The sequence below is a fragment of the Streptomyces sp. NPDC051173 genome, assembly GCF_040689515.1.
GTDB lineage: Bacteria > Actinomycetota > Actinomycetes > Streptomycetales > Streptomycetaceae > Streptomyces.
The window spans coordinates 21,706-35,572 of record NZ_JBFBBD010000045.1 but is presented as its reverse complement, the minus strand read 5'-3'; the positions used below and the strand labels follow the sequence as shown (position 1 = coordinate 35,572).

The following is a 13,867-nucleotide window of genomic DNA, read 5'->3' as shown; positions in this document are numbered from 1 at the left end:
GGGGTGGGTACGCGCACCGCGCCCACCCCTCCCACTCAGTCCTCCAGGACCCGCCAGTGGTCGTTCACCCGCTCCACGACGACCGTGCTCTTCTTGGTGCCGTCCGCCCCGGAGCGCACCTCGACGCGTGCGGTCCTGCCCTCGACCTGGGCCGGGCCGACGTCGATGGCCCGGACCCGGCCGCGCTCCTTGCCGCTGAGCCGGTCGCCGACCTGGGCGCGCATCGCCCCCGGGCACCCGCCGTCCGCCCGGTCCATGGAGGCGGTGACCCGGGGGTGCATCAGGTGGCACGCCTCGTCCATGTCGCCGTCGGCCAGCGCGTCGATGTACGCGATGACCAGCTTGCGCGCGCCCTTGCCGCCGGGCTGGGCACCGGGGTCCTGGAACCACAGGTAGAGACCTCCGACGAGCACGGACGCGAGCAGACCGCCGGATGTGCCGACCGTCACCAGCCGGCGCCTGCGGGTGGACCACAGCCGCGTGCCGGTGCCGCGGGCCAGCCGGACGATTCCCCGGCGGGCCCGCTGCCCGGCCGTGCTCCGCGCCGACTCCCTCGCCGCCGAGGGCTTCACCTGGTCCGGCACGTGGCCACCTCCCCTTGCAGATTTCATGAACCGACAAGTCTGCCATGTCTGCCATGGGTGATGATCTTCGGTTCCGGACAAGAGGAATCGATTGCTCCGATGCTGCGACTTTGACACCTCTTTACGAGTTATATACTTTCGCTGTTCGTCGGTTCAGACCAGTGGACGTATGAGTGTCGGGGTGGGGACGAGTCGGGCCGGTCGGCCCGGAGGGGTTCAGATGAGTTCAGTTCGGCCTGCCCGCACGGGCGGGCATCGGGCGCGTTCCGGTGGGGGCCGGCGGCGTGCCGAGCGTGGAGGGGTGGCGCACGGCGGGTTGCTGCCGCAGCCGCCCACGGATCGTGAGAAGTACGCGTACGTGAAGCGCCACCTGTGGGTGCTCACTCTGAGTTCGCTGATCAGCTTCGTCTGTCTCGTGCTGAGCCAGTTCAAGCTGGCGGCCTCGACCCCGCTTCTGTGGATCTATGTCCCGCTGCTGGTCTTTACCGTCGTCTACTACTTGATTTCGCTGCGGGTGAACGCTGTCACCCGTGATTTCGACATCAAGAACCATAAGCGCCTGGTCCGGAACTGGCAGCCCGCCGAATATCCCTCGGTCGACGTCTTTCTCCCCGTGTGCGGCGAGCCCATCGAGGTGCTCCACAACACATGGACCCACGTGCGCGCCCTGGCCGACCGCTATCCGGGCGTCTGCGTGCCGTTCGTCATGGACGACGCCGCCAGTCCCGAACTTGCCGCGATGGCAGCCGACTTCGGCTTCCGCTACGGCACCCGGCCGAACCGTGGCTGGTTCAAGAAGGCCGGGAACATGCACTTCGGCTACGGGCAGTCCGACGGAAAGTACATCCTCATCCTCGACGCCGATTTCGCGCCGCGCGCCGACCTCCTGGAAGAATTGCTTCCGTATATGGAGGACGACGACCGGATCGGAATCGTCCAGTCGCCGCAGTACTTCCGGGTGCTCGACTCGCAGAACTGGATCGAACGCGGCGCGGGGGCCGTCCAGGAGCTGTTCTACCGGTCGGTCCAGGTCTCGCGACAGGGCAGCGACGGCGCCATCTGCGTGGGCAGCTGCGCGGTCTACCGGCGGGCGGCGCTCGACACCAACGGCGGCACCACGCTGATCGAGCACTCCGAGGACGTGCACACCGGCTTCGATCTCCGGGGCCTGGGCTGGGACCTTCGCTATGTGCCGATAGCGGTGTCGACCGGGGTGTGCCCGGACACCGCCGGAGCGTTCTTCAACCAGCAGTACCGCTGGTGTTCCGGGTCGATGAGCCTGATGTCCAGCCGGAAATTCTGGAAGGCGAAGATCCGGCTCTCCAGCCGGCTCTGCTACCTGTCCGGATTCTTCTACTACATCCACACGGCGCTGTTCACCTTCGCGGCCCCGGTCATCCCCCTCGTGCTGCTGCTGACCATGCCGGAGAAGCTGAAGGTCGAGCACCTGCTGCTCGTCCTGCCCAGCATCGTGTACACCACCATCATCTTCCCCCTCTGGCACAAGGCGCCCTACCGCCTGGAGGCGTGGTCGGCCCGCATGATGTACGGCTGGGCGCACGTCTTCGCCATCTGGGACATCCTCCGCAAGAACCGCATGGGCTGGCAGCCGACCGGCTCCTCCGGCGCGAAGAAGAACAAGACCCGGCGTTTCTGGATCGGGATGTGGGTGTGGAGCGGCGGCACCGCGCTCCTCTGGGTGGGCGCCGCCGTCTGGCGCATGTTCACCATGTACGCGCCCGACTTCGCCCTGATCCTGTCCTCCGGCCTGTTCTACGCCCTGGTCGTCGGCCGGGTCCTGGTGCAGCCCCGAGCGGAGAACGCCGCATGAGCCCTCACATAGCCCGTACCGCCGCGGCCGTCGCGCTGGCCGCCGCCGTGGTGGCCCCCCTGGCCGGCTGTTCCCCGGCGGAATCCGCCGCGGAGGCCCGGCCCTCGGTCAAGGCGACCGAGGAGTTCGTCAAGCCCCACGACCTCCGCCCCCTGATCCAGCCCCGCAAGAAGTATTTCGGCGCCGCGGTGGAGAAGGCCCCGACCTCCATGGCTCCGGTGGACAAATACACCGAGATGGTGGGCAAGAAGCCGAACCTGCTGGAGTACTACGCGGCCTGGGGCGACGACTTCAACGCCACGGGCGTCCGCAACGCCTGGGAGGGCGGCGCCCTGACGGTGGTGTCCTGGGAGCCCGCCGACACCACCATCGCCGACATCGCCGACGGTAAGACCGACGCCTACCTCAAGAAGTACGCCGCGGGCGTGCGGAAGCTCGGCCTGCCCGTCGCCATCAGCTTCGCGGACGAGATGAACGGCCACTGGGAGACGTGGGGCACCAAGCACGTCAAGCCCGCCGACTACGTCCGGGCCTGGAAGCACCTCCGTGAGGTCTTCGACGAGGCCGGCGCCACCAACGTCATCTGGGCCTGGTCGCCGAACATCGTCAACTCGGTCAAGAGCGTCGACATCGAGCAGTACTACCCCGGTGACGCCTACGTCGACTGGGTGGGCCTGGTCGGCTACTTCACCAAGTACGAGGACAACGCCTTCGACCACGTCTTCGGCCCGACCCTCAAGAAGGTCCGCACCTTCAGCGACAAGCCCGTGCTCATCCTGGAGACCGCGGCGGAGCCGGGCGCGCGCCGCAAGGCCGACGTGCAGAACCTCTTCAAGGGCGTCACCGACCGGGACGACATCATCGGCTTCGTCTGGTTCGACCACAACAAGCGCGCCGACTGGCGGCTGGAGGTCAGCCCCTTGGCGCTGGCCGAGTTCAAACGACTGGCAGCCGACGATTCCTTCGGCTTCGACGTGCGGAAACCGTGATGGAACCTTCGATCGACGAACCCAGGGGACGCGGGTACCGAGTGCCGGGGCAGCAGGACGGCCACACACCCGACCGCGACGACCCGTACTACGACATGGGCTGGGCCGGCGGGCAGGTCACCGGGCCCGAGCAGCAGACGTACGACCCGTACACCACGCCGGCCAACGAGCCGTACCCGGCGGCGCAGTACGCCGCGGCCCCCACCGAGGGGCAGATGTCGGCCGCCGCGCCGTACGCGCCCTACGAGGAGCAGCAGGTTCCGCAGTGGCAGTCGCGGCAGGACGCCCCGCCCGCCGAGCCCGCTGCCGACCCCGAGCCGGCGTACCGCATCCCGCCGACCCCCGACGCGGGCTGGGACATGGCCCAGAGCAGGCGCCGCGGGTGGGTCAGCCGTGCCGTGCTGCTGTGCGTCCTGGCCATCCAGGCCGTGCTCTCCCTGCGGCTGAGCAACACCGCGTTCCAGGACGAGGCGCTCTACCTCTACGCGGGTCACATGGAGCTCGACCACCTGCTCCACGGCGCCGAGCTCCCGGTCGACTACAACGCGTACTTCTCCGGCTCGTCGTCGCTGTACCCCGTGCTGGCCGCCCTCGCCGACTCCGCGTTCGGGCTGGCCGGAGCGCGTGCCCTCAGCCTCGCCTGCATGCTGGGCACCACCGCGCTGCTCTACTCCTTCACCCGGCGGATGTTCAACGAACGGGTGGCACTGGCGGCGGCGGCCCTGTTCGCCGTCACCCAGTCCACGATCGTGCTGGGCAACTTCGCGACGTACGACGCCGCGGCGCTGTTCCTGCTCACGCTGGCCACCTGGATCGTCGTGCGGACGGACCGGGCGCCTGTCGCCGCCGTGCTGCTCGCGGCCCCCGTCGCCGCCCTGGCCGTCGGCGTGAAATACGCCGCCGCCCTCTATCTTCCGACGGTCCTCGTGCTCGCCGTGCTCACCGCCTGGCCGCACCGGGGCAAGCGGTCCTTGTGGCGTGGCGCGGCCCTGGCCGCGGGCATCGTGGCGCTGCTCGGCATCGCGCTGGTCGCCTCCGACGTGCTCGCGGGTGTCGAGAAGACCACGACCGATCGTGAACACGGCACGGATGGCGCCTTCGACCTCCTGAAGAGGTCGGCCGCCTGGGGCGGGCTGCTGTTCGCGACAGCGTGCGTCGGAGCGTTCTCCTACGCGCGCCGCGGCCGCATGAACGAGTCCCCGCGGTCCTTGAACATGGGCGGGCCCGGCCGGCGCCGACGGATCGTGGTCGGCCTCGTGCTCTGCGGCACGGCCCTGCTGGCCCCCGCCTACCAGATGTATCTGGGCACAGGGGTGTCGCTGTTCAAGCACATCGGGTTCGGGCTGCTCTTCGCCGCTCCCATGGCGGGAATCGGCGTGAGCCGCCTGGTCGGCGCGCACTTCCGGTACCCGCAACTGGGCATCCTGCTCTGGGTCGTGATGCTCTGCGTGGGGCTGGCCCAGTCGACCTGGCGCTTCGGTGTCTGGCCGAACTCCACGCAACTGGTCGACGTGCTCCGCCCGTACGTGAACGACAAGGGCCGCTACCTCGGCGACACGCATGAAGTGGCCGTGTACTACCTCCGCGGGCAGACCGGCCAGCGGCAGTGGACCCCGACCGACAACATCAGCTATCAGGACTCCCGCGGCGCCACGCACACCGGCGAGGACGGGTACAAGAAGGCGCTCGACGACGGGTGGTTCGACCTCGTCGTGCTCGACGGGCTCTCCGCCGCCGGCACCGACGCCGTCATCGCCGACAGCCTCAAGGCGAACGCGCGCTACCGGCTGCTGGCCACCGTCCCCTTCGAGAACTCCTCCGGCACCGGGGCCTACCGAGTGTGGGTCAAGCGCTAGCGATCTGTCCGCGTCCAGGGGCTGTCCGCTCCCAGGAAATCGTCACAAGGAGAAGCCGTGTCTTTGCGGCTCACTGTCATCGGCACCGGCTATCTCGGTGCCACCCATGCCGTCTGCATGGCGGAGCTCGGGCACGAGGTGCTCGGGGTCGACGTCGATCCGGACAAGATCGGCGCGCTGCGCGCGGGGCGGGTCCCCTTCTACGAGCCGGAGCTGGAAGAGCTGCTGGCCAAGCACACGGCGTCGGGCCGGCTGCGCTTCACCACCTCCTACGAAGAGGCGGCGGAGTTCGGGCAGGTGCACTTCCTGTGTGTCGGCACCCCGCAGCGCGAGGACTCCGGCGCCGCCGACCTCACCTACGTGGACGCGGTGGTCGAGGCCCTCGGCCCGCACCTGACGGGGCCCGCGCTGGTGGCCGGGAAGTCCACCGTGCCGGTGGGCACCGCGGCCCGGCTGGCCCAGCGGCTCGCGGAGCTGGCTCCGGCCGGCTCCCGCGCGGAGCTGGCGTGGAATCCCGAGTTCCTGCGGGAGGGGTTCGCCGTGCAGGACACGCTCCGGCCGGACCGGCTGGTCCTCGGGGTGCGCTCGGCCACTGCCGAGGCGCTGCTGCGCGAGGTCTACGCCCCGGTCATCGCTGCCGGGACCCCCGTGGTCACCACCGACTTCCCCACGGCCGAACTGGTCAAGACCGCCGCCAACGCCTTCCTCGCCACCAAGATCTCCTTCATCAACGCCATGGCGGAGCTGTGCGAGGCGGCGGACGCGGACGTGTCCGTGCTGGCGAGGGCCATCGGCCACGACGAGCGCATCGGCGCCCGGTTCCTCCGCGCCGGAGTCGGCTTCGGCGGAGGCTGTCTGCCCAAGGACATCCGTGCCTTCATGGCGCGCGCCGAGGAGTTGGGCACCGGCCGTTCGCTGGCCTTCCTCCGCGAGGTCGACGCGATCAACCTGCGCCGACGCGACCGCGTGGTCGAGCTGGCCCGTGAGCTGTGCGGCGGCTCGCTCCCCGGCAGGCGCGTCGGCGTGCTCGGCGCCGCGTTCAAGCCGGAGTCCGACGACATCCGTGACTCCCCGGCCCTGGACGTCGCCGCCCGCCTCCGGCAGGGCGGCGCGGACGTGAGCGTGTACGACCCGAAGGCCATGGACAACGCCCGCAAGGCCCACCCGCTGCTGGGCCACGCGCTGTCGGCCGAGGACGCCGTGCGCGGAGCGGACGTCGTCCTGCACCTGACCGAGTGGCGGGAATTCCGGGAACTGGACCCCGCGGCACTGGCGCCGCTGGCCCACCACCCGCGGATCGTGGACGGCCGCGGCGCCCTGGACGCCGCCGCCTGGACCGCCGCCGGCTGGGACTTCCACGCACTGGGCCGCGCCTCCGGCGCGTTCGAGGCCACCCCGTGAACGGTGCCGCGGACCCGCAGGCACCCCGCAGGTTCGACACGAGACTCCACACGAGAGAGGAGTGGCCTCGGCCACGCCCCGTCATGCAGACACCCACCACCCCCGTGGTCAAGGCCGTCATCCCCGCCGCGGGCATGGGCACCCGTTTCCTGCCGGCCACCAAGGCCACGCCCAAGGAGATGCTGCCCGTCGTCGACAAGCCGGCCATCCAGTACGTCGTGGAGGAAGCGGCGACGGCGGGGCTCACCGACGTCCTCATGATCACCGGGCGCAACAAGCGTGCCCTGGAGGACCACTTCGACCGGGCCCACGAGCTGGAGACCGTGCTCGAGGCCAAGGGCGACCGCGAACGCCTCTCGCTCGTACGGGAGTCCAGCACCCTGGCCACCCTGCACTACGCCCGCCAGGGCGACCCGCTGGGCCTGGGGCACGCGGTGCTGGCCGCCGAGGCCCACGTCGGGCGGAGCCCCTTCGCGGTCCTGCTGGGTGACGACCTCATCGACCCCCGCGACCCGCTCCTGTCGCGCATGATCGCCGTGCGGGAGCGACTGGGCGGCAGCGTGATCGCCCTCACCGAGGTACCCGCCGACCGTATCCACCTCTACGGCTGCGCCGTGGTGGAGCCGTCGACGGGCGACGGCGAGGCGCTGAGGGTCACGGGGCTGGTGGAGAAGCCCGCACCCGGCACGGCCCCGAGCAACTACGCGGTCATCGGCCGCTACGTCCTCGACCCCGCCGTCTTCGAGGTCCTGCGGCGCACCGCGCCGGGCCGGGGCGGAGAGATCCAGCTCACCGACGCACTCCACGAGCTGGCGACCACGGGCGCCGGCGGCCCGGTGTACGGAGTCGTCTTCCGCGGCCGCCGCTACGACACGGGGGACCGTGGCGAGTATTTGCGCGCCACGGTCCGGCTCGCCTGCGAACGCGAGGACCTCGGGCCGGAGTTCCGGGAGTGGCTGCGCGAATTCGCTGCGACGGAGCTTTCGCCGACGGAGTGAGCTCCGCCGACGTCCGTCACCAGGACTGGGGGCAGGCCCCCAGACCCCGGCTGCGGGTCCGTTGCCGCCTGCGGCGGGGCGCCCTGCGGGCGCGTCCTCAATCGCCGGACGGGCTGGTTTTGGCTGATGTGGGTGCGTAATTCAGCCCGTCCGGCGTTTGAGGACAACGCGCGAAGCGTGTTGCGGGGGTCTGGGGGCTTGCCCCCAGTTTCGGGAAGGGGCGGGGCAGGGGAACAGGAAACGCCAACGGGCCGCGCGGCACGGAAAACCCGTACGCACGCGGCCCGTAGGCAAGAGACCAGCCGTCAGGCGGGAACGCTGGCGATCCCGTCGGCAAGGAACCTCTTGCCGACGGCCCGCTCGGAGACCCCCGCCCGGTCCAGGTACGGCGTGATGCCGCCCAGGTGGAACGGCCAGCCCGCGCCCGTGATCAGGCACAGGTCGATGTCCTGCGCCTCGGCGACGACGCCCTCGTCCAGCATGATGCCGATCTCCTGCGCGACGGCGTCCAGGACCCGGTCGCGCACCTGCTCCTCGGTGAGGACGGAGTCGCCCTGCACCAGGAGGGCGACGACCTCGGGGTCCAGCTCCGGCTTGCCGGAATCGTGGACGTAGAAGCCGCGCTTGCCGGCCTTGACCACGGCGGCCAGGTTCGGCGACACCTTGAAGCGGTCGGGGAAGGACGCGGCCAGCGTCTCGGAGACGTGCAGGCCGATGGCCGGACCGACCAGCTCCAGGAGCACCAGCGGCGACATCGGCAGGCCCAGCGGCTCGACGGCCTTCTCGGCGGTCGCGACCGGGGTGCCCTCGTCGATGACGTTCTGGATCTCGCCCATGAAGCGGGTGAGGATGCGGTTGACGACGAACGCCGGGGCGTCCTTCACCAGCACCGCGGTCTTCTTCAGCTTCTTCGCCACACCGAAGGCCGTGGCCAGCGCCGCGTCGTCGGTCCGCTCGCCGCGCACGATCTCCAGCAGCGGGAGGATCGCGACGGGGTTGAAGAAGTGGAAGCCGACGACCCGCTCGGGGTGCTTCAGCTTCGATGCCATCTCGCTGACCGACAGCGAGGAGGTGTTGGTCGCCAGGATCGTGTGGGCCGGGACGACCGCCTCGACCTCGGCGAACACCTGCTGCTTGACGCCCATCTCCTCGAAGACGGCCTCGATGACGAAGTCCGCGTCGCCGAAGGCGGCGGCCTTGTCGAGGGAGCCCGTGACCGCGGCCTTCAGGCGGTTCGCCTTGTCCCGGTTGATCCGGCCCTTGGTGAGGAGCTTGTCGATCTCGCCGTGGACATAGCCCACGCCCTTGTCGATCCGCTCCTGGTCGATGTCGGTCAGCACGACCGGCACCTCCAGGCGGCGCGCGAAGAGCAGCGCGAGCTGGGAGGCCATCAGGCCGGCGCCGACGACGCCCACCTTGGTGACCGGGCGGGCCAGCGACCTGTCCGGCGCGCCGGCCGGGCGCTTGGCGCGCTTCTGCACCAGGTTGAAGGCGTAGATGCCGCTGCGCAGCTCGCCGCCCATGATCAGGTCCGCGAGGGCCTGGGTCTCGGCCTCGAAGCCCTGGCGCAGGTCGCCGTTCTTGGCCGCGGCGATGATGTCCAGCGCGCGGTAGGCGGCCGGGGCCGCGCCGTGCACCTTGGAGTCCGCGATGGCCCGGCCGCGCTCGACGGCCTGGTCCCAGGCCTCGCCGCGGTCGATCTCCTGGCGCACGACCTCGGTCCCGCCCTTGAGGACGGACGCGGTCCACAGCAGCGACTGCTCCAGGAAGTCGGCGCCCTCGAAGATCGCGTCGGCGATGCCGAGCTCGAAGACCTGCTTGCCCTTCAGCTGCCGGTTCTGGCTGAGCGAGTTCTCGATGACGACCGAGATCGCGCGGTCCGCGCCGATGAGGTTCGGCAGCAGCGCGCAGCCGCCCCAGCCCGGGACCAGACCGAGGAAGACCTCGGGCAGCGAGAAGGCGGGGATCGCCTTGGACACCGTGCGGTAGGAGCAGTGCAGACCGACCTCGACGCCACCGCCCATCGCCGCGCCGTTGTAGTACGCGAACGACGGGACCGCCAGCGCCGACAGGCGCTTGAAGACGTCGTGGCCGCCCTTGCCGATGGCCACCGCGTCCTCGTGGCGCTTGAGGAGCTCCACGCCCTTGAGGTCCGCGCCCACGGCGAAGATGAACGGCTTGCCGGTGACACCGACGCCGACGATCTTCCCGGCCGCGGCCTCCGCCTCGACCTGGTCGAGTGCGGCGTCCAGGTTGGCCAGCGACTGCGGGCCGAAGGTGGTCGGCTTGGTGTGGTCCAGGCCGTTGTCCAGCGTGATGAGCGCGAAGCTGCCCGCGCCCAGGGGGAGGTCGAGGTGGCGCACGTGCGCCTGGGTCACGACCTCGTCGGGGAACAGCTCGGCCGCACCCTTCAACAGCTCAGCGGTGTTGCTCATGCCGCTCCCTCACTTCGTTCGGTCGAGCATGCGCACGTGCTGCCCCTATTTTCTGCTCGCTCGCTACGCTCGCTCACTTGTCCCCCTCGAAGTGCGGGTTCTCCCAGATGACCGTTCCGCCCATGCCGAAGCCGACACACATCGAGGTGATGCCGTAGCGGACGTGCGGCTGCTCCTCGAACTGCCGGGCCAGCTGCGTCATCAGACGCACGCCGGAGGAGGCGAGGGGGTGGCCGAAGGCGATCGCGCCGCCGTACTGGTTGACCCGCGGGTCGTCGTCCGCGATGCCGTAGTGGTCGAGGAACGCGAGCACCTGCACCGCGTACGCCTCGTTCATCTCGAACAGGCCGATGTCGTCGATCGACAGGCCCGCCTTGGCCAGCGCCTTCTCGGTCGCCGGGATCGGGCCGTAGCCCATCACCTCGGGCTCGACGCCGACGAAGGCGTACGACACCAGGCGCATCCGGACCGGCAGGCCCAGCTCGCGCGCCACGTCCTCGGCGGCGATCAGCGAGGCGGTCGCGCCGTCGTTGAGGCCGGAGGAGTTGGCCGCGGTCACCCGGCCGTGCGGCCGGAACGGCGTCTTGAGGTTGGCGATGCCCTCCATGGTGGTGCCCGGGCGCATCGGCTCGTCGGCCGTGGCCAGGCCCCAGCCGAGCTCGCCGCCCTCGGGGGAGGTGCGCCGGATCGAGACGGGCACCAGGTCGGGCTGGATCTTGCCGTCGGCGTACGCCTTGGCGGCCTTCTCCTGGCTGCGGACCGCGAAGGCGTCCGAGCGCTCCTTGGTGAGCTGCGGGAAGCGGTCGTGCAGGTTCTCCGCGGTCATGCCCATGAAGAGGGCCGACTCGTCGACCAGCTTCTCCGACACGAAGCGCGGGTTGGGGTCCACGCCCTCGCCCATCGGGTGGCGGCCCATGTGCTCGACACCGCCCGCGACCGCGATGTCGTACGCGCCGAACGCGACGCCACCGGCGACGGTCGTCACGGCCGTCATCGCGCCGGCGCACATGCGGTCGATGGACAGGCCCGGCACGGACTGCGGCAGCCCCGCGAGGATGCCGGCCGTGCGGCCCAGGGTCAGACCCTGGTCGCCGATCTGCGTCGTCGCGGCGATCGCGACCTCGTCGATCTTGGCGGGATCCAGGTCCGGGTTGCGGCGCAGCAGCTCACGGATGCACTTGACGACGAGGTCGTCCGCGCGGGTCTCGTGGTAGATGCCCTTCGGGCCCGCCTTGCCGAACGGGGTGCGGACGCCGTCGACGAAAACGACGTCCCTAGCGGTACGAGGCACGTTGGCTCTCCTCCAGGTGCGGATCGCTGCGCGCGGGCATGCCGGTACGGCTCCGCCGCGACGCGGACTCATGCCGTCATGCTACTTGCGGGTAACCATGCTGCCCAGTCCCCTTACGGGGCGGCGAACGTCACATCGGGGAGCGCTTCCGTTTCCGGCTGCCCGCCGTCGGCCGCCTGCGGCGGAGGCGCCCTTGGGGCGCGGCCTCAATCGTCGGCCGGGCTTGTTTTGTTCCCCAGCCCCGCCCCTTCCCGAAACCGGGAAGGGGCGGGGTAGGGGAACAAAGCCCGCCGCAGGCGGCAACGGGCCCGCAGTCAGGGCCTCAGCCCGCCGGCGTACGCAGCGCCGCCACCAGCAGCGGTGTCACCTGCGCGACCTGCCACGCCCGCGCACCGTGCGCGGAGAGGATCCCGGAGACCGTCTCCGGAGAAGGCTCCGCCGGCGGCTCCCAGCACAGGCGGCGCACCGTGTCCGGGGCGATCAGGTTCTCCTGCGGCATGTTCAGTTCCTCCGCCAGCGCGGAGACCGCCGTGCGGGCGGCCGAGAGGCGGGCCGCGGCCGCGGGGTCCTTGTCCGCCCAGGCGCGGGGCGGCGGCGGGCCGGTCAGCGGCTGGCCGGGCTGCGGCAGCTCGGAGTCGGGGATCGCGCGGGCGCGGTCGACCGCGGCCTGCCAGCCTTCGAGCTGCTTGCGGCTCATGCGGTGCCCGAAGCCGGGGAGCGCCGCGAGGGCGTGCGCGTTCGGCGGCGGGTTCAGGGCGGCCTCGATGATCGCGGCGTCGCCGAGCACCTTGCCGGGCGAGACGTCGCGCCGCTGCGCGATCAGGTCGCGCGCGGTCCACAGCTCGCGGACCACGGCCATCTGCCGGCGCCGCCGGACCTTGTGCATGCCGGACGTGCGGCGCCACGGATCCTTGCGCGGCGGCGCGGGCGGGGCGGCGGCGATGGCCGCGAACTCCTCGCGGGCCCACTCCAGCTTGCCCTGCCGGTCCAGCTCCGCCTCCAGGGCGTTGCGCAGGTCCACGAGCAGTTCCACGTCGAGCGCGGCGTAGCGCAGCCAGGGGTCGGGCAGCGGGCGGGTGGACCAGTCGACGGCGGAGTGGCCCTTCTCCAGGGCGTAGCCGAGCACGTTCTCGACCATGGCGCCGAGGCCGACGCGGGCGAATCCGGCGAGCCGTCCCGCCAGCTCCGTGTCGAAGAGCCGCGACGGTGTCATCCCTATCTCGCGCAGGCACGGCAGGTCCTGCGTGGCGGCGTGCAGCACCCACTCGGCGTCGCCGATGGCCGCGCCGAGCGTGGACAGGTCGGGGCAGCCGACGGGGTCGATCAGGGTGGAGCCCGCGCCTTCGCGGCGGAGCTGTACGAGGTAGGCGCGCTGGCCGTAGCGGTAGCCGGAGGCGCGCTCCGCGTCGACGGCGACGGGGCCCGTGCCCGCTGCGAACGCCGCGACGACCTCGGCCAGGGCATCGTTGTCAGCGACGACCGGCGGGATGCCTTCGCGTGGTTCCAGCAGGGGGATCGGCGCCGAATCGACGTCGTCCGGGGGAGCGCCCCCGGTGGTTCGCAGTGTCGTGTCTTCTGCGGTCTCTTGGGCGTCGGTCACCGGTCAAGGGTATCTGTGTATGGCAAGCGCCCGCCGACGGTACGTCCCCTCGACGGGCGTGGTGCCGATTCCAGGGGCGCGCGGCGCCCGCCGGGAGCGGTCAGTGGATGATGCCGGTGCGCAGCGCGACGGCGACCATTCCGGCGCGGTCGCCGGTGCCGAGCTTGCGCGCGATGCGGGCGAGGTGGCTCTTGACGGTGAGCGCGGACAGGCCCATCGAGACGCCGATGGCCTTGTTGGACTGGCCCTCCGCGACCAGTCGCAGCACCTCGACCTCCCGGCCGGAGAGCTCGCGGTAGCCGCCGGGGTGGCCGGGGGCGCCGGGCGGGCGGCGGTGCATGCGGGCCGCGGCGGCGGAGCCGATGGGCGCGGCGCCGGGGCGGCCGGGCAGGCCCAGGTTGGTACGGGTGCCGGTGACGACATAGCCCTTGACGCCTCCTGCCAGGGCGTTGCGCACGGCGCCGATGTCGTCGGCGGCGGACAGGGCCAGCCCGTTGGGCCAGCCGGCGGCGCGGGTCTCGGACAGCAGGGTGAGCCCCGAGCCGTCGGGAAGGTGGACGTCGGCCACGCAGATGTCGCGCGGGTTGCCGACGCGAGGGCGTGCCTCCGCGATGGACGACGCCTCGATCACATCTCGCACGCCGAGCGCCCAGAGGTGGCGGGTGACGGTGGAGCGGACGCGGGGGTCGGCGACGACGACCATGGCCGTCGGTTTGTTCGGGCGGTAGGCGAGGCTCGCAGGTTGCTCGAGGAGAACGGACACCAAGCCTCCAGGGGGGAGTGGCGGGGGGACGGTGCCGGCGTGGGGGGTGTGCCGGGGCGATCCGTATGGGAAGGGTCACAAGCCTCTTCGGCAGCGAAGCGTCCCGGCTTTAGGGAATG

Annotated in this window: 10 protein-coding genes; 5 read left to right on the top strand and 5 right to left on the bottom strand. The window is 71.1% G+C overall.

Translation table 11 applies throughout. The annotated features are described in order from the left end of the window. Window positions 1-35: 35 nt before the first annotated feature. Entirely contained in the window at window positions 36-584 is a 549-nt protein-coding gene (locus AB0435_RS22475; RefSeq protein ID WP_366006681.1) for a hypothetical protein, read from the bottom strand. 415 nt (window positions 585-999) lie between these two features. Here AB0435_RS22475 and AB0435_RS22470 point away from each other — a divergent pair, with 415 nt between their 5' ends. The 5 genes from AB0435_RS22470 to AB0435_RS22450 all read left to right on the top strand — a co-directional run bounded on the left by AB0435_RS22470 (window position 1,000) and on the right by AB0435_RS22450 (window position 7,659). Further along, window positions 1,000-2,415: a glycosyltransferase family 2 protein gene (locus AB0435_RS22470; RefSeq protein ID WP_366006689.1), complete on the top strand. Its 1,416-nt coding sequence runs from the start codon at window positions 1,000-1,002 to the stop codon at window positions 2,413-2,415. Further along, window positions 2,412-3,404: a glycosyl hydrolase gene (locus AB0435_RS22465; protein WP_366006682.1), complete on the top strand. Its 993-nt coding sequence runs from the start codon at window positions 2,412-2,414 to the stop codon at window positions 3,402-3,404. Before AB0435_RS22470 ends, AB0435_RS22465 begins: the two co-directional genes overlap by 4 nt. Further along, window positions 3,404-5,260, top strand: a complete 1,857-nt coding sequence (locus tag AB0435_RS22460) for a glycosyltransferase family 39 protein (RefSeq protein WP_366427797.1) — start codon at window positions 3,404-3,406, stop codon at window positions 5,258-5,260. Before AB0435_RS22465 ends, AB0435_RS22460 begins: the two co-directional genes overlap by 1 nt. A 57-nt stretch (window positions 5,261-5,317) precedes the next feature. Beyond that, window positions 5,318-6,661 carry a UDP-glucose/GDP-mannose dehydrogenase family protein gene (locus AB0435_RS22455; RefSeq protein ID WP_366427796.1) on the top strand — a complete coding sequence of 448 codons (1,344 nt, stop codon included), beginning with the start codon at window positions 5,318-5,320 and terminating at the stop codon, window positions 6,659-6,661. 83 nt (window positions 6,662-6,744) lie between these two features. Next, window positions 6,745-7,659: a UTP--glucose-1-phosphate uridylyltransferase gene (locus AB0435_RS22450; RefSeq protein WP_366427795.1), complete on the top strand. Its 915-nt coding sequence runs from the start codon at window positions 6,745-6,747 to the stop codon at window positions 7,657-7,659. A 305-nt stretch (window positions 7,660-7,964) separates the two neighbouring features. Here AB0435_RS22450 and AB0435_RS22445 read toward each other — a convergent pair whose 3' ends face one another. The 4 genes from AB0435_RS22445 to AB0435_RS22430 all read right to left on the bottom strand — a co-directional run bounded on the left by AB0435_RS22445 (window position 7,965) and on the right by AB0435_RS22430 (window position 13,748). Continuing rightward, window positions 7,965-10,094: a 3-hydroxyacyl-CoA dehydrogenase NAD-binding domain-containing protein gene (locus AB0435_RS22445; RefSeq protein ID WP_366427794.1), complete on the bottom strand. Its 2,130-nt coding sequence runs from the start codon at window positions 10,092-10,094 to the stop codon at window positions 7,965-7,967. Between the two features lie 73 nt (window positions 10,095-10,167). Further along, the gene (locus AB0435_RS22440; RefSeq protein ID WP_366006687.1) at window positions 10,168-11,385 is read right to left on the bottom strand and encodes an acetyl-CoA C-acyltransferase; all 1,218 of its coding nucleotides are present in this window, start codon (window positions 11,383-11,385) and stop codon (window positions 10,168-10,170) included. Between the two features lie 322 nt (window positions 11,386-11,707). Further along, window positions 11,708-12,985, bottom strand: coding sequence for a ribonuclease D (locus tag AB0435_RS22435; RefSeq protein ID WP_366427793.1), 1,278 nt, complete (start codon window positions 12,983-12,985; stop codon window positions 11,708-11,710). Window positions 12,986-13,085: 100 nt separating this feature from the next. Beyond that, the gene (locus tag AB0435_RS22430) at window positions 13,086-13,748 is read right to left on the bottom strand and encodes a response regulator transcription factor (protein WP_116214433.1); all 663 of its coding nucleotides are present in this window, start codon (window positions 13,746-13,748) and stop codon (window positions 13,086-13,088) included. Between the last annotated feature and the right edge of the window lie 119 nt (window positions 13,749-13,867).